15 protein-coding genes and 2 pseudogenes are annotated in these 18,566 nt (G+C 60.2%); 10 read left to right on the forward strand and 7 right to left on the reverse strand.

The annotated features are described in order from the left end of the window. Positions 1-30 precede the first annotated feature (30 nt). Positions 31-711, forward strand: a complete 681-nt coding sequence (locus tag AC0L4F_RS15265; RefSeq protein ID WP_244689783.1) for a M48 family metalloprotease — start codon at positions 31-33, stop codon at positions 709-711. Between the two features lie 193 nt (positions 712-904). On the opposite strand, the gene AC0L4F_RS15270 is transcribed toward AC0L4F_RS15265, so the two are convergent. Together AC0L4F_RS15270 and AC0L4F_RS15275 are read right to left on the reverse strand one after the other, a co-directional pair. After that, complete coding sequence (locus AC0L4F_RS15270; protein ID WP_244689785.1) at positions 905-1,444, reverse strand: RSP_2648 family PIN domain-containing protein; 540 nt, start codon at positions 1,442-1,444, stop codon at positions 905-907. Further along, positions 1,441-2,634 (reverse strand): RSP_2647 family RNA methyltransferase, encoded by a 1,194-nt coding sequence (locus tag AC0L4F_RS15275; protein WP_244689787.1) that lies wholly within the window; start codon positions 2,632-2,634, stop codon positions 1,441-1,443. Before AC0L4F_RS15275 ends, AC0L4F_RS15270 begins: the two co-directional genes overlap by 4 nt. 190 nt (positions 2,635-2,824) lie before the next feature. Here AC0L4F_RS15275 and edd point away from each other — a divergent pair, with 190 nt between their 5' ends. Both edd and eda read left to right on the forward strand, forming a co-directional pair. Then, entirely contained in the window at positions 2,825-4,630 is a 1,806-nt protein-coding gene (edd, locus tag AC0L4F_RS15280; RefSeq protein WP_244689789.1) for a phosphogluconate dehydratase, read from the forward strand. 101 nt (positions 4,631-4,731) lie between these two features. Beyond that, the gene (eda, locus tag AC0L4F_RS15285) at positions 4,732-5,376 is read left to right on the forward strand and encodes a bifunctional 4-hydroxy-2-oxoglutarate aldolase/2-dehydro-3-deoxy-phosphogluconate aldolase (RefSeq protein WP_244689791.1); all 645 of its coding nucleotides are present in this window, start codon (positions 4,732-4,734) and stop codon (positions 5,374-5,376) included. Between the two features lie 85 nt (positions 5,377-5,461). Here eda and AC0L4F_RS15290 read toward each other — a convergent pair whose 3' ends face one another. Continuing rightward, positions 5,462-5,725, reverse strand: a complete 264-nt coding sequence (locus AC0L4F_RS15290; protein ID WP_244689793.1) for a hypothetical protein — start codon at positions 5,723-5,725, stop codon at positions 5,462-5,464. Then, a pseudogene (locus AC0L4F_RS15295) lies at positions 5,722-8,507 on the reverse strand ([protein-PII] uridylyltransferase family protein). Before AC0L4F_RS15295 ends, AC0L4F_RS15290 begins: the two are co-directional and overlap by 4 nt. A 156-nt stretch (positions 8,508-8,663) precedes the next feature. Here AC0L4F_RS15295 and AC0L4F_RS15300 point away from each other — a divergent pair. The 5 genes and pseudogenes from AC0L4F_RS15300 (at position 8,664) to AC0L4F_RS15320 (ending at position 11,531) form a co-directional block, all read left to right on the forward strand. After that, entirely contained in the window at positions 8,664-9,140 is a 477-nt protein-coding gene (locus AC0L4F_RS15300; RefSeq protein ID WP_244689795.1) for a YbaK/EbsC family protein, read from the forward strand. A 103-nt stretch (positions 9,141-9,243) separates the two neighbouring features. Next, a complete protein-coding gene (locus tag AC0L4F_RS15305) occupies positions 9,244-9,696 on the forward strand; it encodes a DUF2852 domain-containing protein (RefSeq protein WP_244689797.1) in 453 nt (150 codons plus the stop codon). Positions 9,697-9,771: 75 nt separating this feature from the next. Continuing rightward, entirely contained in the window at positions 9,772-10,209 is a 438-nt protein-coding gene (locus tag AC0L4F_RS15310; protein ID WP_244689799.1) for an RDD family protein, read from the forward strand. A 118-nt stretch (positions 10,210-10,327) separates the two neighbouring features. Further along, positions 10,328-11,148 (forward strand): annotated as a pseudogene (locus AC0L4F_RS15315) (arginyltransferase). Next, entirely contained in the window at positions 11,145-11,531 is a 387-nt protein-coding gene (locus AC0L4F_RS15320) for a VOC family protein (protein WP_244689801.1), read from the forward strand. Before AC0L4F_RS15315 ends, AC0L4F_RS15320 begins: the two are co-directional and overlap by 4 nt. Positions 11,532-11,603: 72 nt before the next feature. Here the strand turns inward: AC0L4F_RS15320 and AC0L4F_RS15325 are convergent, their stop codons facing one another. The 3 genes from AC0L4F_RS15325 to AC0L4F_RS15335 all read right to left on the reverse strand — a co-directional run bounded on the left by AC0L4F_RS15325 (position 11,604) and on the right by AC0L4F_RS15335 (position 16,075). After that, entirely contained in the window at positions 11,604-13,958 is a 2,355-nt protein-coding gene (locus AC0L4F_RS15325; protein ID WP_244689804.1) for a TRAP transporter large permease, read from the reverse strand. Between the two features lie 12 nt (positions 13,959-13,970). Further along, positions 13,971-14,894, reverse strand: coding sequence for a TRAP transporter small permease subunit (locus AC0L4F_RS15330; protein WP_244689806.1), 924 nt, complete (start codon positions 14,892-14,894; stop codon positions 13,971-13,973). A gap of 98 nt (positions 14,895-14,992) precedes the next feature. Continuing rightward, a complete protein-coding gene (locus AC0L4F_RS15335) occupies positions 14,993-16,075 on the reverse strand; it encodes a TRAP transporter substrate-binding protein (RefSeq protein WP_244689808.1) in 1,083 nt (360 codons plus the stop codon). 236 nt (positions 16,076-16,311) lie between these two features. Between AC0L4F_RS15335 and AC0L4F_RS15340 the strand changes: the two genes are divergently transcribed. Both AC0L4F_RS15340 and AC0L4F_RS15345 read left to right on the forward strand, forming a co-directional pair. Further along, a complete protein-coding gene (locus tag AC0L4F_RS15340) occupies positions 16,312-17,763 on the forward strand; it encodes a cache domain-containing protein (protein WP_244689810.1) in 1,452 nt (483 codons plus the stop codon). Next, positions 17,760-18,398: a response regulator transcription factor gene (locus tag AC0L4F_RS15345; RefSeq protein WP_244689812.1), complete on the forward strand. Its 639-nt coding sequence runs from the start codon at positions 17,760-17,762 to the stop codon at positions 18,396-18,398. The genes AC0L4F_RS15340 and AC0L4F_RS15345 overlap by 4 nt, the downstream gene beginning before the upstream one ends. The last annotated feature ends 168 nt before the right edge of the window (positions 18,399-18,566 follow it).

The following is an 18,566-nucleotide window of genomic DNA, read 5'->3' on the forward strand; positions in this document are numbered from 1 at the left end:
CAGCCCCGCCCGGTGCCCCATATCTAGGGCATGTTGAAATTCACCCCAATCCTCCTGGCCATCCTCTACGCATTGGCGATGTACCATTTCTCGGCCTGGCGCACCCGCAAGGAGTTGGACCAGAAATCAACCGAACTGGCCGATCCCGGCCTGATGGCGCTGACCAATCGCATGGCCAAGGCGCTCGATTTGCCGCGCATCCGGGTGCATATCTATGAAATTGATCCGGTCAACGGGCTGGCCGCGCCAGACGGGCGGATCTTCATCACCCGCGGCTTTTACCGCAAATACCGCAATGGCGAGGTGACTGGCGAGGAACTGGCCAGCGTGATCGCCCATGAACTGGGCCATGTGGCGCTGGGCCATTCCCGCCGCCGGATGATCGACTTTTCCGGTCAGAACGCCCTGCGCACCGCTCTTGGCATGGTGCTCAGCCGGTTCCTGCCGGGAATTGGTGTCTGGATCGCCAATATGCTGACATCGCTCCTGGCCGCCCGCCTGTCACGATCCGACGAATACGAAGCGGATGCCTATGCCGCCGCCCTGCTGACCAAAGCCGGAATCGGCGTACAGGCCCAGATCAGCCTGTTCCATAAACTGGACGCATTGACCGCCGGCCGCGGCGGTGCAGCCCCGGCCTGGCTGTTGAGCCACCCCAAAACCGCCGATCGGGTTGCGGCACTGGAAAAACTGGAAGGTCGCTGGAAATAAAGCATGTCGCTGGAAATAAAACATCCAGATCACCGACCATCAAACCCAAATCCGCCCCGGGTCTTCATCTGACCATAAATATCCCGGGGGGTCCGGGGGGCTGGCCCCCCGGCCTGTCGGCACGCCACGGCGTGACGAAAACTTCCATAAACACGGCTAAAGAAACTGCGCGCCGGGGCACATCCCGTCCGGCTCAGCCCAATGCCTTGGCCAACCTCGGCAATCGTGCCTTTTTCAACAGGGGCCGCATCTGCCAATCATGCTCCGACAGCCGCCTGGCCTTGGCCAGAACCTGATCCGCAACATGGGCCATCATATCCGGCTGCGCCTGCCAAATTCCATGCAGAAACCCGTCCGGGTCCAGACGCGAAAGCCCCTCTTCCGCCAGGATCTGACGCGGAAAATCCTTGGCATTCAAGGTACAGATCATATCTGCCGACCCCGCAATCGCCGCAGCAAGCACATGCACGTCATTGCCATCCGGCAACCACAGCCGTGCCTCAAGCGAGGGCGGCCATGCCACCTCCGCGCCCGGCCAATCCACGGCCATCATGGCAATCTCGCCCCGGGCTTGCGCCTCGGCCTCGGGGCCGATCTTGCGGGTCGAACGCGCCCATTCCTCCAGAATGCGGGCCGACCACAACGGGGTAAACGCCCCTTGCCCCGCCGCCCCCAAAAGCATCTCGCGCATCACCGTCGGAAAGATCACACAGGCGTCAAGCAGCACCTTCATAGGCGATAGAACAATGCTTTGAGATACCCCGATTCCGCCAATTGCGGCATCAACGGATGGTCCGGCCCGGCAAAGCCCGTGTGCAGCAACGCGCCCTGCCGCCCGGCGCGGCCGATCCCGCGCATACAGGCCGTGCGAAACGCATTCAGATCCGCCGCATGTGAACAGGAACACAGGCCCAGATACCCGCCGTCCTTCACCAGGGCCGCCGCCAGCCGCGCCACCCGTTCATAGGCCCGCAACCCGGCCTCAAGCGCCGGTTTCGACGGTGCAAAGGCCGGTGGATCACAGATCACCACATCAAATGTCGCGCCCTCAGCGGCCAAGGCCGCAAGGGCATCAAACGCATCCCCCTGCCGGATCACCAGCTGATCCGCCTGCCCCATGGCCGCCGCTCCGTCCTTGGCCAGATCAAGCGCCGGCGCAGACCCATCGACACAGGTCGCCCGACCAGCGCCCGCCGCCAACATCGCCAGACCAAAGCCACCGACATGGGAAAACACGTCCAGAACCTCGGCCCCCGGCGCCACCAGCCGGCTGGCAAAGGAATGGTTCATGCGTTGATCATAAAACAACCCGGTTTTCTGCCCGCCGGTCAGATCGGCCAGATAGGTCGCGCCGTTCATCACCACCGGCAGCGCCGCTTCGGGGGCTGCGCCCACCAGAACAGAAGACAGGTCATCCAGCCCCTCTAGCGACCGGGTGCGCCCAGAGGCGTTCTTCAATACATTTTCCGCCTCGGTCACCACCTGCAACGCGGCCGTCAGCTCGTCCAGCCGCACCTCCAGCCAGGCGGCATTGGGCTGCACCACCAGCGTGTCGCCAAAGCGGTCAATCACCAACCCCGGCAGACCATCCGCCTCGGCATGGACAAGCCGGTAATGTGGCGTGTCAAAAAGCTGCTCCCGCAGGGCCAGCGCCCGGCGCAGTTTCGCTTCGAACCAGGCTTGATCGACCACCTCCGCAGGATCACGCGACAACACCCTGCCGATGATCTTGGAATTCGGATTGGCCGCGACCAGCGCCAGTGGCGTGCGGTCGGCATCCTCCAGCACCGCAAGCGCGCCGGGGGCAATGCCCCGCGTACGCCGGTCGGTCACAACTTCGTTGGCAAAAACCCAAGGCGCGCCATGTCGAATGGCACGGACGTTGGATTTCGGTTTCATGCGGATCACGGGAAGCTCTGTCATGACGCCCTGATAGGGCTTTGCGCCCGCCGGGGAAAGCCCCGATCCACCTCTCGCGCCAAGGCTGACCCTGTGTTACGATCTATGGGGAAACAACTTGATTTCGGGCATCCGCACAGGGTATACGAAAATTAAGTTAGCGCTAACACGTCTCTGGGCGTGATCCATTCCATGCACGCCGACAGGAGCCAGCATGACACTCAACGCCACAATCGCCGATGTCACCGACCGTATCCGCAAACGGTCCGAAACCCGCCGCGCATCCTATCTCGACAAAATGCGCCGCGCCGCCGAGGAAGGCCCGCGCCGGGGTCATTTGACCTGCGGCAACCAGGCCCATGCCTTTGCCGCCAATGCCGATGACAAGGCCGCATTGGCCGAAGGTCGGGTGCCCAATCTCGGGATCATCACGTCTTACAACGACATGTTGTCGGCCCACCAACCGTTTGAGACCTACCCCCAGCGGATCAAATCCGCCGCGCGCCGCGCCGGTGGCACAGCCCAGGTCTCGGGCGGGGTTCCGGCGATGTGTGACGGCGTCACACAGGGCCAGGTCGGCATGGAATTGTCGTTGTTCTCACGCGATGTGATTGCATTGGCCACCGGTGTGTCGCTGTCGCACAATACCTATGACGCCGCTGTTTACCTTGGGGTCTGCGACAAGATCGTGCCGGGGCTGATCATTGCTGCGGCGACATTCGGCTATATTCCCGGCCTGTTCATTCCGGCAGGTCCGATGACATCCGGCATCCCCAACGACCAAAAAGCCAAGGTGCGCCAACAGTTTGCCACCGGCGAAGTCGGTCGCGACAAGCTGATGGAGGCCGAAATGGCCTCCTACCACGGGCCGGGCACCTGTACCTTCTATGGCACCGCCAACACCAACCAGATGCTGATGGAATTCATGGGGCTGCACCTGCCGGGCACCAGTTTCATCAATCCCGGCACCGAGCTGCGCGATGCGCTGACCGATGCCGCGACCGAACGGGCGCTGTCGATCACCGCACTTGGCAATGATTACACCCCGGTCTGTGACGTTCTGGACGAACGGGCCTTTGTGAATGGCATTGTCGGGCTGATGGCGACCGGCGGCTCCACCAACCTTGTGCTGCACCTGCCCGCGATGGCGCGTGCCGCCGGGATTGAATTGACGCTGGAAGATTTCGACGCCATTTCCAACACCGTGCCGCTGATGGCCAAGGTCTATCCCAACGGTCTGGCGGATGTGAACCATTTTCACGCCGCTGGCGGGCTTGGCTTCATGATTGGCGAATTGCTGGATGCGGGCCTTCTGCATGACGACACCGTCACCGTGGCCGGCGGCGGGCTTGCGGCTTATGCCCAGGAACCGAAACTGCGCGATGGCACTTTGGTCTGGGAAGACGGCTCGAAAGAAAGCCAGAACGAAAAGATCCTGCGCCCGGTGGGCCGCGCGTTCCAGCCCACAGGCGGATTGAAACAGATGCATGGCAATCTCGGCCATGGCATGATGAAGGTCTCGGCCGTGGCCCCCGAACGTCATATCGTCGAAGCGCCTTGCCGGGTGTTCCACGATCAGGATTCGGTCAAGGCCGCCTTCAAAGCCGGGGAATTCACCGGCGACACCGTGATCGTCGTACGTTTTCAGGGGCCGAAATCCAACGGCATGCCGGAATTGCACGGGCTGACCCCAACGCTCGCGGTGCTTCAGGACCGGGGCTACAAGGTCGCCCTTGTCACCGATGGCCGCATGTCCGGCGCTTCGGGCAAGGTGCCTTCGGCAATCCATATCAGCCCGGAGGCCGCTGACGGCGGGCCGCTGGCCAAACTCCGCGATGGCGACATTGTGCGGGTCGATGCCACCAACGGCCGGATCGAGGCACTTGTCGATGATTTCGACAGCCGCGAAACCATCACGGCCGATTTGTCCGGCAATGGCCATGGTGTCGGCCGCGAATTGTTCGAAGCCTTCCGCAACAACGTCGGCCTTGCCTCAAACGGGGCGGCAGTGGTTGTGTGATAGCGCTAAATGTGCTTCTTCTGTTTTTAAATACGCATGGCCCGGTGGCAGCAACAATCGCAAGACATCGGGCCAATCCACATTAGAAAGGCCATTTTGACATGACCCCGCAGGAAGCAAGCCTCCAAACCGAAGACCTCTGCCGCCGCGCCCCGGTGGTTCCGGTGCTGGTGATCGAGGACGTCGCCCATGCCCGCCCTCTGGCCGAGGCGCTGATCGCCAGCGGCCTGCCCGCCCTTGAGGTGACTCTGCGCACCCCCGCGGCGCTGGACGCGATCCGCGAAATGGCCAAGGTGCCGGGCGGTATTGTCGGCGCAGGCACGCTGATCACCCCGGACGACGTCAAGGCCGCAAAAGACGCCGGCGCGCTGTTTGGCGTCACACCGGGCTGCACCGATCTGTTGCTGGACGCGGTCGAAGCGGCCGATCTGCCCACCCTGCCCGGGGCCGCCACCACATCCGAGGCGCTGCGGCTTTATGAACGTGGCTATTCGGTGCAGAAGTTCTTTCCAGCCGAGGCCAATGGCGGTGTGCCGGCATTGAAATCCATCGGCGGGCCGCTGCCGCAGATCCGGTTCTGCCCCACCGGCGGCGTGTCGTTGAAAAACGCGGAAAGCTATCTGTCGCTGCCCAACACGCTTTGCGTTGGCGGCAGCTGGGTTGCCCCGCTGTCCATGGTCAATGCCGGCGATTGGGCCGGGATCGAGGCGCTGGCCCGCGAAGCTGCGGCTCTGTCGCGCGGCTGATCCAAGACTTATGTCGATAAATGGGGGTCGATCTGGCAACAGATCGGCCCCCAAATCGTTTAAAGCGGCATCGCTGGAAACGGCATCATCTTTTGCGCGACCGCCAACCGCCTTTGCGACGGGCCTTTTCCGGCGGCGACAGGCCCGCGCGCAGCACTGTGGTCATTGGGTGTTTCGGATTGTCATTGCCGTAGCGGTCCAAAAGCGCATCAATTGCCCCCTGGATCTCTGCATCCACCGCCAAAGCCCAGTCCAGAAAGATCGACCGGCATTCCGCTTCGGTGATGCCGCGCATGCGATAGCTTTCATAGATCAGCCCACGCGGATCAAGTGCGTCACCCTTTTTCATGTCTTGTCCTCCGTTTCCGGCAGGGCGGATGTGATCGCATCATCCGCCGATTGCCGCAGGTCCGCCAATGTCACCACCAGCGTCTCTATCGCGTCGGCGCCAGTTTCCCGCAGCACAAAGGCCGCGCCACCACCGCTGAGGGTGTCGGCGGCCAGCGCCTTGTCGCTGAGCAGACGCGACGCCATCTGTAACCGCCCCTGAAGATCATAGGCCGCGCGCAGATCCCGCGCCCCCGCCGCGGTCAGCACCCCGGCGGTCGCCGCCGCATCCAGTCCCGCCATGGTGCCCGGCGCGGCGCATCCACCGATCAATGCCCCGGCCTGGGCGATCAGTTCAATGTCCAACATCCGGCCCGCGCCGATCTTGGCATCCAGCGCCCCATCGGGCGATTTGGCCGCCGCGATCCGCCTGCGCATCTTTGCCACCTCGCCCAGCACTTCTTCGGCGGGACGTTTGCCCAAAAGCGCCCGGCGCAGGGCTTCGACATCTTCACCCAGCTCCGTCGAACCCGCCACCCGGCGCGCGCGCGTCAGCGCCAGATGTTCCCAGACCCAGGCCTCGTTCTGTTGATAGTTGGAAAAGCTCTGCCAACTGGTCGCAACCGGCCCCTGCGTACCAGAGGGGCGCAGACGCATGTCGACCTCATACAGCCGCCCTTCTGACATGGGTGCGGTCATCGCCGTCACCAGCGCCTGGGTCAGACGCGCGAAATAGGCCCGCGCCGCCAGCGGGCGGCGGCCTTCGGAATAGGCGCCACCATCCGCGTCATAAATCACAATCAGATCAAGATCCGACGAAGACGTCAGCCGCGCCGCGCCCAATGACCCCATGCCCAGCACCACCGCGCCCCGCCCCGGTTGCGGCCCATGTTTGGCGGCAAAATGCGTCACGACCTCGGGCCAGAGCGCAGCAAGATTGGCCTCGGCCAAGGCGCCATATTGCGCGCCTGCCTGTTCGGCATCAATCAGCCCGCGCAGATGATGCACACCGATCCGGAAATGCCATTCCTTGGCCCAACGCCGCGCCGTATCCAATTTGCGCTCATAGTCTTCCTCCTGCCGCAGCAAGGTCGTCAATTCCTCGGTCAGCGCCGCGCCGCCGGGCCATTCAGCAAAGAAATCACCGACAATCACCGCATCAAACACCGATGAATTGCGCGACAGATACCGCGCCAGCACGGGCGACGTGCCCGCAATATCAACCAACAGGTCGATCAGCTGTGGGTTGGCTTCGAACAGCGAAAACAACTGCACCCCCGCTGGCAAGCCCGACAAGAATCCGTCAAACGCATTCAACGCCTCGTCCGGGCGCGCGGTTTCGGCCAAACGGCAGAGGATTTCCGGCCTGATCCGGTTAAAGATTTCCACCGCGCGCGGCTGCGCAACGCCGGATAGCTGCGCCAGCGTTTGGTGATCGTGGAATCAAAATCCGCCTTTGGCTCTGCCGCCGGGCTTTCGGTTGTGTCCGGGGCAAAAAAGCCTTCGGTCCGGTCATGAACCTCGGTCAGACGGGTCATCAACTCGGCCTTCAGCGCGTCAGGCTCCTGCCCCATCATCGCGGCGATCCGGGCCAGCCCCTCGGGCGAATTCGGCAAGGTTTGCGTCTGGGCGTCTGCCACCATCTGCAACCGATGCTCGACCTCGCGGTGAAAGCGGTAATGATCGGTCAGAACCTTGGCCAGCTCGGTCGGAATGCGCTTCTTTTTCGCCAACATGGCCAGCGCGTCGACAGTGCCGCGCAACCGCAGATCGGGATCACGTCCGCCTACAATAAGCTGTTGGGTTTGCGTGAAAAACTCTATCTCGCGGATGCCGCCCCGCCCCAATTTCATATTGTGCCCTGGCAGGGTGATCGGCCCGCCCAGCCCCTTATGCGCGCGGATGCGCAGGCGGATGTCATGGGCGTCCTGAATGGCGGCAAAATCCAGATGTCTGCGCCAGACAAAGGGGCGCAATTCGGCCAGGAACCTCTTGCCCGCGTCAATGTCGCCGGCGCTGGACCGGGCCTTGATATAGGCGGCACGTTCCCAAGTGCGCCCCAGACTTTCGTAATAGCGTTCCGCCGCCTCCATCGTCATGCACACCGGGGTAACCGAAGGATCGGGACGCAGCCGCAGGTCGGTGCGAAAGACATAGCCCTCGCCGGTTTGGTCATTCAACATCGCCGACATTTTGCGTGTCGCACGGATCAGGCTAGCGCGGGCATCATGGTAATCATCACGGTCAAACTGCGTTTCATCGAACAGGCAGATCAGATCAATATCGGAAGAGTAGTTCAGCTCGCCTGCGCCCATCTTGCCCATCGCAAGCGCCACCAGGCCACCGCCGGTTGCGGCATCTTCTTCGGTCTTGCCGGGCAATTTGCCCCGACGGATTTCATGGCCAACGCAGGTCTGGATCGCCAGATGCACCGCCAGATCGGCAAAATCGCTAAGCGTGCCAGTCACCTCTTCCAGCGACCAGACACCGGCCAGATCGGCCAGCCCCGCCAACAGCGCCACCCGGCGTTTGCCCATCCGCAACGCCGAGGCCATTTGGTCCGGCGCAACGGTCTTTAGCTCTGAAAACAGGGTTTTGATTGCCGCCTCTGGATCGTCAAATGTGGTCGGCAACCAATCGCGCTCTTTCTCGGCCAGCAGTTTCAGGTAGGGGCTGCACCCGCCCGCGCCCTCCAATACCGCGGCAATCTCGCCAGAGAGGTCCGGGAAAAGGGCAAGGGTTTCCCGGCCTCGGTCGGGTTCAAAGGGGCGTGGCAGGCGGGTGATACGATTGGCAAATGTCATATCCTGATCTGCGCATGTGGCTGTGCAAGGGTCAAGTGGCGTCCAGAGGCCGCACAGGCCTTCCACCCGGAAAGATGCGTCTTTGGATGCCGGCAAAGGCCCGCTTGACCTTTGCCCGACTGCCGGGTTCGTTGGCAGAAAACCCAAAGGACCGACATGAGCAAATCATTGAAACGCGTGGCGCGGGCGCTGGACACCGCGGGCATTGACACCGAAATCGTCGAAGTGGGCGCCGCGCGCACGGCACAGGATGCGGCGGATGCGGTCGGCTGCCATATCGACCAGATCGCCAAATCCATCATTTTCCGGGGCGACACCAGCGGCACAGCAATCCTGTTCCTGACCGCCGGCGGCAATCAGGTGGATGTCGCCAAAGCCAGCCACCTCGCGGCAGAGCCATTGGGCAAGGCCGATGCAGCCCTGATCCGGGCGCAGACCGGCTTTGCCATTGGGGGCGTCGCGCCGCTTGGCCATTTGAACCCGATCCGGGCCTTCATGGACGCGCGATTGCTGGAATTTGACATGATCTGGGCCGCAGGCGGCACCCCCCGCCATGTTTTCTCCATGCGGTCAGCGGATCTTTTGACCGTGACAGGATCGCAAGTATCTGATTTTACTGTATTAACAAAATAAATGTAATAAACATTCACATTGAGGCTTGTAAAGAGACCGGCGATTGCTCATCTGTTGTGATGTGAAGAGCATTCACATTAACCGCCAACAACGGAGAGCCTAAATGACAACCGCCGCAACTGATATTCCCGTCACCCGATCGAACCAGAGCTGGTTCGCGCGGTCCGAGGCCTGGCTCGACAGCAAGGGCAAAGGTGCCTGGATTGCTGCGATGGTCCTCGGCTTTATCTTCTTCTGGCCTGTCGGCCTCGCCCTTCTTGCCTATATGATCTGGAGCAAACGCATGTTTGGAAAATGCAGCAAATCGCAACGCCACGGCCGTCACGCGGCCCGGTGGAACGCCATGAAACCTTCGGGCAACACCGCTTTTGATGCCTATAAGGAAGACACGCTGCGCCGGCTTCAGGAAGAGCAAGAAAACTTTGAAGCCTTTCTTGAGCGTCTGCGGGCCGCGAAAGACAAATCCGAGTTCGACCAATTCATGGACGAACGGGCCGATGAAGCAAGCCGTACCCGCCAGGAGCTGCAAGAACCTGAACGCCGCCAGGACGCCTGACCATCGGCGTCTGCGACCCTCACAACTTTGGCAGGCCCCGACACACGGGGCCGCCTTTTTCCAACGGAGAACCTGATGCATACCGCCGCCCTGCCCGATCCGCAGTACCAGCCGGAATTTTATGCCGACATTAGCCCGAAACGCCTGATGGCCTGGTTGATTGATGTTGGCATGATCTTGGGCATGACCCTGTTGATCCTGCCGTTCACGGCCTTTATCGGATTGTTTTTTCTACCTTTTCTCTATGCGTCTATCGGATTTGTCTATCGTGTTCTGACCATTGCCGGATCTTCGGGCACATTGGGAATGCGGGTGATGTCGGTCGAATTGCGCACCGCATCCGGCAACCGCATGGACATCGGCAGCGCGTTCCTGCACACGCTGGGCTATTACCTCAGCTTCGGGATGGCGCTGGCACAGCTGGCTTCGGTTGTGCTGATGCTGACCTCGGAACGCGGTCAATCCCTGACCGATATGGTGCTGGGCACCGTAATGTTGAACCGCCGGATCTAAGCCCCCATCGCAATCGAAGCGAAACGCGACATATTGCACCACTTCACCGCCGCCAAAGCCAACCGCTTGGCGGCGGTCGGATTCATTGTTATTCTTTGGGAATTCAAGGAATGACCCAATGCGCCATACTCTGCCCCTTGCGCCGCAATTTTATGTAACGGCCCCGCAACCCTGCCCCTATCTTGAGGGCCGGATGGAGCGGAAATTGTTCACTGCATTGCAGGGGGAATCTGCTGGCCGGTTAAACGATTCCCTTTCGAAACAAGGGTTTCGCCGATCACAGAACGTGTTGTATCGCCCGTCATGTACCGATTGCAATGCCTGTATGTCGGCCCGGATTTCGGTGGCTGATTTCGAATTCAGCAAAAGCCAGAAACGCACGATGCGCCGCAATGCCCATTTGAAACGGCGCGCGACGTCACCCTGGGCGACCGATGAACAATACGAATTGTTTCGAATTATCTGGAAAACCGCCATGCAGCCGGCGGAATGGCGGATATGGATGTCTTTGAATTCGCCGCCATGATCGAAGAAACCCCGATCCGGTCGCGCGTGGTGGAATACGATGACCGCGCCAGCGGCGAATTGACGGCGGTCTGTCTGACGGATGTCTTGGATGACGGGTTGAGCATGGTCTATTCCTTCTACAAACCCGATCTGCACCGCCAGAGCCTTGGCACCTATATGATCCTTGATCATATCGACATCGCGCGCGAGGCCGGCCTGCCCTATGTCTATCTCGGCTATTGGGTGCCGGGATCACCCAAGATGGGATACAAGGCGAAATTCGCCGGGCTTGAGGTCTATAGCCGCGGGATCTGGCAGAAGATGAACAATCCCGACGGATTTTCGCCAGACGATCACCCGCTTTCGACCGATCCAATTGCCGAACAAGTGGCCAATATTTCCTTGCCGGATCTTGGGCCGCGCGGGCGATGAGCCGCCATATCTGTTTGGTGGCGCTGGTTGTGCCGGATTATGATGCCGCCATTTCGTTTTACGTTGATGCGGTCGGGTTCGACCTGCTCGAAGACAGTGATTTGGGGGGTGGCAAACGTTGGGTTCGGATTGCCCCCAAGGGCGCGCAGACCGCAATTCTTCTGGCCCGCGCGGTCGATGACCAGCAACAGGCCGCCGTGGGCAACCAGACCGGCGGTCGTGTGGGATTTTTTCTGCAAACCGATGATTTCGCGGCCGATCATACACGGATGACCCGCGCCGGTGTGACATTCGAAGAGCCGCCCCGCGATGAACCCTATGGCCGGGTTGCAGTGTGGCGCGACCCCTTTGGCAATCGCTGGGATCTGATTCAGTTCACATGAATGCGAAACTCACCCCCCAGAACGCAAAAGGCCGGGCAATTGCCCGGCCTTTCGTTTGTGTGTTGTCGCCCATCAGTTCGGGATCAGATCCGGTACAATTGTGACGATAGAGGGGAAGAACCACAGCAGCGCCAGCCCCGCGACCTGGATCAGCACAAAGGGGATCACGCCGCGATAGATGTGGCCAGTTGTGACCTCTTTTGGCGCCACGCCCCGCAGATAGAACAGCGCAAAGCCAAAGGGCGGTGTCAGGAACGAGGTCTGAAGGTTGACCGCGATCATGATCGTGACCCATTTCGGATCGAAGGTGCCGCCGTAGATCACCGGCCCGACAATCGGGATCACGATGTAAATGATCTCGAGGAAGTCGAGCACAAAGCCCAGCACGAACAACACCAGCATCACGATCAGGAAGACTTTGAATTCATTATCAAAGCTCTGAAGGAAGGTCTGGATGTAATGTTCGCCCCCAAAAGAGATCACCACAAGGTTCAGCAGCTGCGAGCCGATCAGGATGGTGAACACCATCGAGGTCACCTTGGCCGTTTCGCGCACCACCGGGGTCAGGACACCGCCGGAAAACAGCACCCAAAGCGCATAGAACAACCCGAAGATCGAGAACAGATAAGCGGCCTGTGCGACAAGGAAGGCAATCCAGCTTTCGATGGCGACATCGGCCAACCCGACCCGCAGATCGAAATTCACCCCGACGAGGATCATGATCACCACGGCAAAGGTCGTGTTCAGGATCATCTTGCCCGATTTGTTGTCATCCGCCAGCTTGCGATAGGCCGCCAGCATGATGGCACCACCCGCCCCCAGCGCCGCCGCCGGTGTCGGATTGGTGATCCCACCCAGGATCGAGCCAAGCACCGCAACGATCAGCACCAGCGGTGGAAAGACCACGCGCAGCAGCTCATTCTGGGACAGGATGCCCGATGCATAGCGGACACCGTAAAGTGCCATCAACAGCGGGATCAGGATGACAAGGAAGGTAAAGCCGGACGAGCTGAGCGGATTGATCAACAAAGCATCCGCCAGCAGTGCCAGCACAACCCCCGCCCCGCCAATCAACAATGGCAGCGGGTTTGCCGTCGGCGACACGCCGCGCGCCGTGGTCAGCACCAGCGCCAGCATCAAGAAGCTGATGGCGATACCGGTGCCAATGGGGGCTGCGGTTGCCAGCTTGTCCTGAAGTGCCGCGGCGCGTTCGTCTTCGTTCAACGCACGTGCCTCGGTCACGCCGCCGGCCTCGTCGATTGTCTGTTGTTCAGCGACCGCAGTATCCCAGGCCTCTTGCCCATGCAGGTCGATCATCGCAACCTTACAATCTTCGCTGACGTTGGTGCGCAGGCTTGCGGTTTGTCCCGCGTCAGAGAAGCTGTCGACGATCACGTTCTGGGTGCCGATGACATTCAACTGACCCAGGCCGATCATGGCCACGATCAACAGAACAGGCACACCCAGGAACCATGTCAGTGCCTCGTTGCGGGTCACAACCTCGCCGGTGCTGTCGTCAAGTTCGACCGCCGGCGCCTTGGACGGATTGAACATCGCAAAGCCAAAGGCATAAAGCCCATACAGCACGGCCAACATGATGCCGGGCAACAAGGCCGCCTGAAACAGCGTGCCAACCGACACAACCGCCGGTTCACCAAGGAAGGTCAAGGCGTCGGAACAGCCCGCAAGATTTGCGCGTTCTTCCTGAGCGGCGGAATAGAGATCGCCAGCCAAAGTGCCCAACAAGACGATCACAATCGACGGTGGAATGATCTGGCCCAAAGTGCCCGATGCAGCAATCACACCGGTGGCGAGTTGCGGCGAATACCCTGCCTTCAACATTGTGGGCAGTGACAACAGGCCCATGGTCACCACGGTGGCGCCAACGATGCCGGTCGAAGCAGCAAGAAACGCGCCGACGACCACAACCGAAACCGCCAAACCACCGGGCAGCGGGCCAAACACCCGCGACATGGTGGTCAACAGATCATTGGCGATTTTTGACCGTTCCAGCGTGATGCCCATCAGAACGAACATCACCACCGCGAGCAAGGTCTCGATTGATTGCCCCGCCAGAACCCGTTCGTTCATCCGGTTGACCACAAAGGAAATATTGCGGTCCATCGCGGTTTCCCAGCCCTGCGGGAACACCGGTTCGGCGTATCGTGGAAGATCGGGAAAGCGGAATTTGCTTATGGCATCAGGTCTGACGCCCTCGCGGATAAGATCCGCATACATGGCTGAACTGGTGTCAATTGCCTGGTGGATCAACAGCCCCGCGCTGTCCAGCGCGGCAATGATCGCAAAGGAAATGATCCCCGCGCCACCAATGGCAAAGGCCACTGGAAATCCCGAGAGAATGCCCCCGAAAAGGCACATGAAGACGATGATCAGGCCGATCTCGACGCCATCAAGTCCGAATAACATGTCGCGCGCCCCTTAGTGCTTTTCTTCGATTGCGTGCACAAGCTCGGCTTCTTCGCTGCCAAGTTTGTCACGGTCGAGGTATTTGTGTTCCGATGCTTCGCCTTCGCGGAACTCCAGATAGGAGCGGCAGAAGAAAGCCCAGGAATGAATGAAGACAAGGCCGGCGTAGGCCACCAAAAGCACCTTGAACAGGAAGTAGGCGTCAAAACCATTCGGCGAAAAGCCGATTGTTTCCACATTCCAGCGCAGCGCGCGTGCCTTGGTGATCAACCGGTCCAGCGTGTCACTGGCCGAGGGTTTCGGCACAACCAGATGCCGCCACAGGAAGAACCAACCATACATCCAGGTCAGCACCGCCGCAGGCAACATGAAGATCATGCTGCCGCACATGTCGATAATGCGTTTGGTCCGGAAGGACACCGCAGAATACACCAGATCAACCCGCACATGTCCGCCCTGCACAAATGTATAGGTGGCGCAAAGTGCGACGATCATCGCGTTATAGAGTTTCAGCTCCTCGGCCCACCAGCTGACATCCCGCGACAGGACGCTGCCAAACCCGAGCGAAATCTCTGCCGCAGCAAAAATCCGCTGCATGAAGACAATGACGATCTGTTGCAGCACCATAAGCAGGCCAGCCCAGGCAAAGAAGCGGCCAATCGCATTGGCGAACCCTTCCAACACGCGGGTCACGCCCCACATGAACTGGTTGTTCCAGATGCCAAAAGCAATGATGACTAGAAAGACCGTAAAAGCGGCAAAGAAAAACTCGATTGAGCCGCCGTAGTAGATAAAGCGCATAAGCGCCTGTTTATCCTCGGTTGTTTCAAGCCCGTCGACCCAGCCCAACCAAACCCCAGGCTGCACAATCGCCAGCCCCAGGTTGTAGAAAGCCAGCGCAATGTTCTGGAAAAACCAGACAAGACCGTCCAGCATCCTTTCCCCCTTCGATATTCCCGCCGGGCAGTTGCCCGATACATCAAAGCCCCCGGCACTCTGTGCCGGAGACTTCTATTTATTGGTTTGACAGGGACTTAGCCCAGAACACGGGTCCGCTGACGCGCGAATGCGTTGATCGACTTGTCGATCCAACCATTCGAGGCCTGCATGGAGGTGTTGGCGCTTTCACGGATTTTGACGAAGAGTTCGTCATCCATGTATTCGTCCAGCGTGTCGCTGGCCGCCTGGCCAAAGGCATCCCAGACGCTGTCAGGGAATTCCAGAACCTTGACGCCCGATGCTTGCAGACGCTGAAGCGCGGCACCGTTGTTGGTCAGGAACTGCGACAGGTTCCAGGCATGTGCCTCGGCCGACGCGATCTCGATGATCTTCTGGTGCGCGGGCGACAGGCTGTCGAACACGTCCCGGTTGGTCGCCAGCGACAGTGTCGCTGCGGGTTCGTGGAAACCGGCGGTGTAGTAGAATTTGGTGATTTCCTGGAAACCGGCCTTTTCGTCCGCCCAGGGACCAATCCACTCGGTGCCGTCAATCGCACCAGAGGCCAGCGCCTGATACACTTCTGCGCCGGGAAGGTTCTGGATCGATGCACCCAGTTTGCCAAGCGCCTGACCGCCCATGCCGGGCATACGGAATTTCAGACCCTGGAAATCTTCCGGGCTGGAAATTTCCTTGTTGAACCAACCGCCCGCCTGGGCGCCGGTGTCGCCCGCGAGGAAGGATTTCAGACCAAAGATTTCGCCAAGCTCGTCATGCAGCGCCTTGCCGCCGTCCTGGTAGTACCAGTTGGCCGCTTCCTGCGAGGTCATGCCAAATGGCACCGCGGTAAAGAACTGATAGCCCGGGTGTTGGCCGGTGAAATAATAGTCGGCACCATGATACATGTCAGCCTGGCCCGCGGTGACGGCGTCAAACACCTCAAACGCGCCAACCAGTTCGCCGGCGGCTTTCAGGTCGATGGTCAAATCGCCACCGGTCATAGCTGTGATCGTGTCGGCGCAACGCTGTGCCGCGTCATGTACCCCCGCGAGGCCACGGCCCCAGGTTGTCACCAATGTCAGGGTCCGCTTGCCCTGTGCATATGCCGGGGCCGCAAGGCCGGTCGCTGCGGCAGCCGAGCCGCCAAAAGCCGAAGTTTTCAGAAAAGAACGACGATCCATTAAATGGTCCTCCCATGTCGTTGTGCCCGTCCCTGCCCCTTGCTCATCTCGAATGCAGGTGCGGGCGGATCGTTTGCAACGGGTTGACCCTAGCGGTTGCTGTACGATGTGGAAATACCAACAAACACGTAGTCGACCACGGTTTGGGCGAATATTTTTGTCCAATTGTTGTCCGAACCACCATTTTGACCGGGCAACCCTAGGCAAGCCCCCCGGATTGGCGTATCGAATCATCCATGTTTCGCAGGCTCATCATTTTTCGGCTCAGCTATGGGCAAAAGCTGTTCCTGATTGCGACGGTGCCTTTGGTGTTGGCGGCGGCGGCGATTGCGGTTTTGGTTGCTGCGCAGTCGCGGCAACTGGCCGACCGCGAGATCGCCGCGCTGGAGGTCCAGTTGATCGAAGCCAAGAAAGAAGAGCTGAAAAACTATATCTCCATCGCCCGCACCGCATTTGTGAATATCTATGGTCGCGCCGCACCAGAGGACGCCGCCGCCAAGCTGGAGGTGACCCGCATTCTGGCATCAATGCTGTATGGTCAGGACGGCTATTTCTTTGTCTATGATTATGACGGCAACAATCTGGTTGCGCCGCGCCAAACCTATTTGATCAATCGCAATTGGTCGGGGCTGACGGATCTGAACGGCACGCCAATCACCGATGAGCTGATCCGCATTGCGCGCTCTGGTGGCGGTTATCACAGTTTTGACTGGCCCAAACCATCGACCCGCGAAACCGCGCGCATGGTGACCTATTCCATCGGGTTGCAGGATTGGCGCTGGGTTGTCGGCACCGGCGTCTTTATCGACGACGTTCTCGAAACCGTGGCTCTGGCCCGGGCCGAAGTCGAGGCACGCATTCGTGCGACCTTTCTCTATATCGGGGGAATCACGCTGGCCGCGCTTCTGGTGGTTTACCTTTGGGGCATCCTGCTGAACATCCGCGAACGGCGGCTGGCAGATGCCAAGTTGAAGGCCCTGACCCAGCGGGTTCTGGACGCCCAGGAGGAAGAGCGCGGTCGCATCGCACGCGAATTGCATGACGGCATCAGCCAGATTCTGGTGGCCATCCGCTATGCGCTGGATATTACCAAACGGCGGCTGGACAAGGGGGACACCCGCGCCGGTGAAACCCTGGACAAGGGTATCGACACCCTGGCCGGCGCCATTCAGGAGGTCCGCCGCATCAGCCGCGATCTGCGCCCCGGCGCGCTGGACGATCTTGGCCTTGGGGCCTTGCGCACATTGGTCGAAGATTTCGGCATTCGCACCGGGATGGAAACCTATTTCGAAACCGTCCCCTTCCGCAACCGATTGGAAACCAACGCCAAAATAGCGCTTTACCGGATCGCACAAGAGGCGCTGACCAATGTGGAACGCCATTCCGACGCGACCGAGCTGGCGGTGGATGTGCGCGGCCATAAACATGGTGCGACCTTAAGGATAAGTGACAATGGCCGCGGATTTGCCCCTAACGACAATCTGAGCGGCGCCGGGCTGGGCCTGCGCAATATGGCAGAGCGGGTGGAACAGCTGGGCGGTACGCTGCGGGTGCTCAGCGCCAAGGGCAGCGGTACGGTGATCGAGGTCGAAGTGCCCCTGACCCAGATGCTGCCCGCCGAAGCCCGCGGGGACGGCGCGCCAAACGACGCACCGGACGACGACAAGGAAAGGAAAGCGAGCGCATGAACACAACCATCAAAGTGGTGATTGTTGATGATCATCCAATGGTCGCCGAAGGGATCGAAGCGATCCTGGAGAGCTATGATGACATCAAGGTTGTGGCGACCCTGTCGAACGGCCGCGAGATCGTGGAACAGGCGGCGACGCTGATGCCGGATGTGATCCTTCTGGATCTGAACATGCCCGGTGTGGGCGGGTTGACCGCAACTGAAATGCTGTTGGAACAGCGCCCCGACACCAAAATCCTGATCCTATCGATGCATGACAGCCCGGAATATATCTCCACCGCTCTGGGGCACGGTGCCATGGGCTATGTGTTGAAGGACGTGCCGACGGATGAAATCAAACATGCGATTGACGTGGTGAATTCGGGCGAACGCTATCTTTGCACCGGGGCGCGCGGATCGCTGGCGCCGACGCCGGGCCGGGACCAGCTGACCAACCGCGAACAGACCATCCTGTTGCAACTGGCGCAGGGCAAATCAAACAAGGATGTGGCCATTCAATTGGACATCTCGGTGCGCACCGTCGAAACCCACCGCAAGAACATCAAACGCAAGCTTGGCATCGCCTCGACCGCCGGTTTGACACGTTATGCGCTGGAACATGGGGTGCTACAGGGTACGGGCGTGGATTTGTGACCGCGCCGTTTTCGCAGCCATTCGCCCCGCTTTACGGTAGGAAATTTCCAAAAACCGCCGCCCTCCGCAACTTTTGCAAAGAAAACCGGTCAAACAGTGGTTGACGCCCCAATTCACCTCACCTAGTGTCGCGGCCACGCATGAAGAAGGATTCACTTCAATGACACA

The sequence above is a fragment of the Marinovum sp. J2-8 genome (assembly GCF_055808435.1).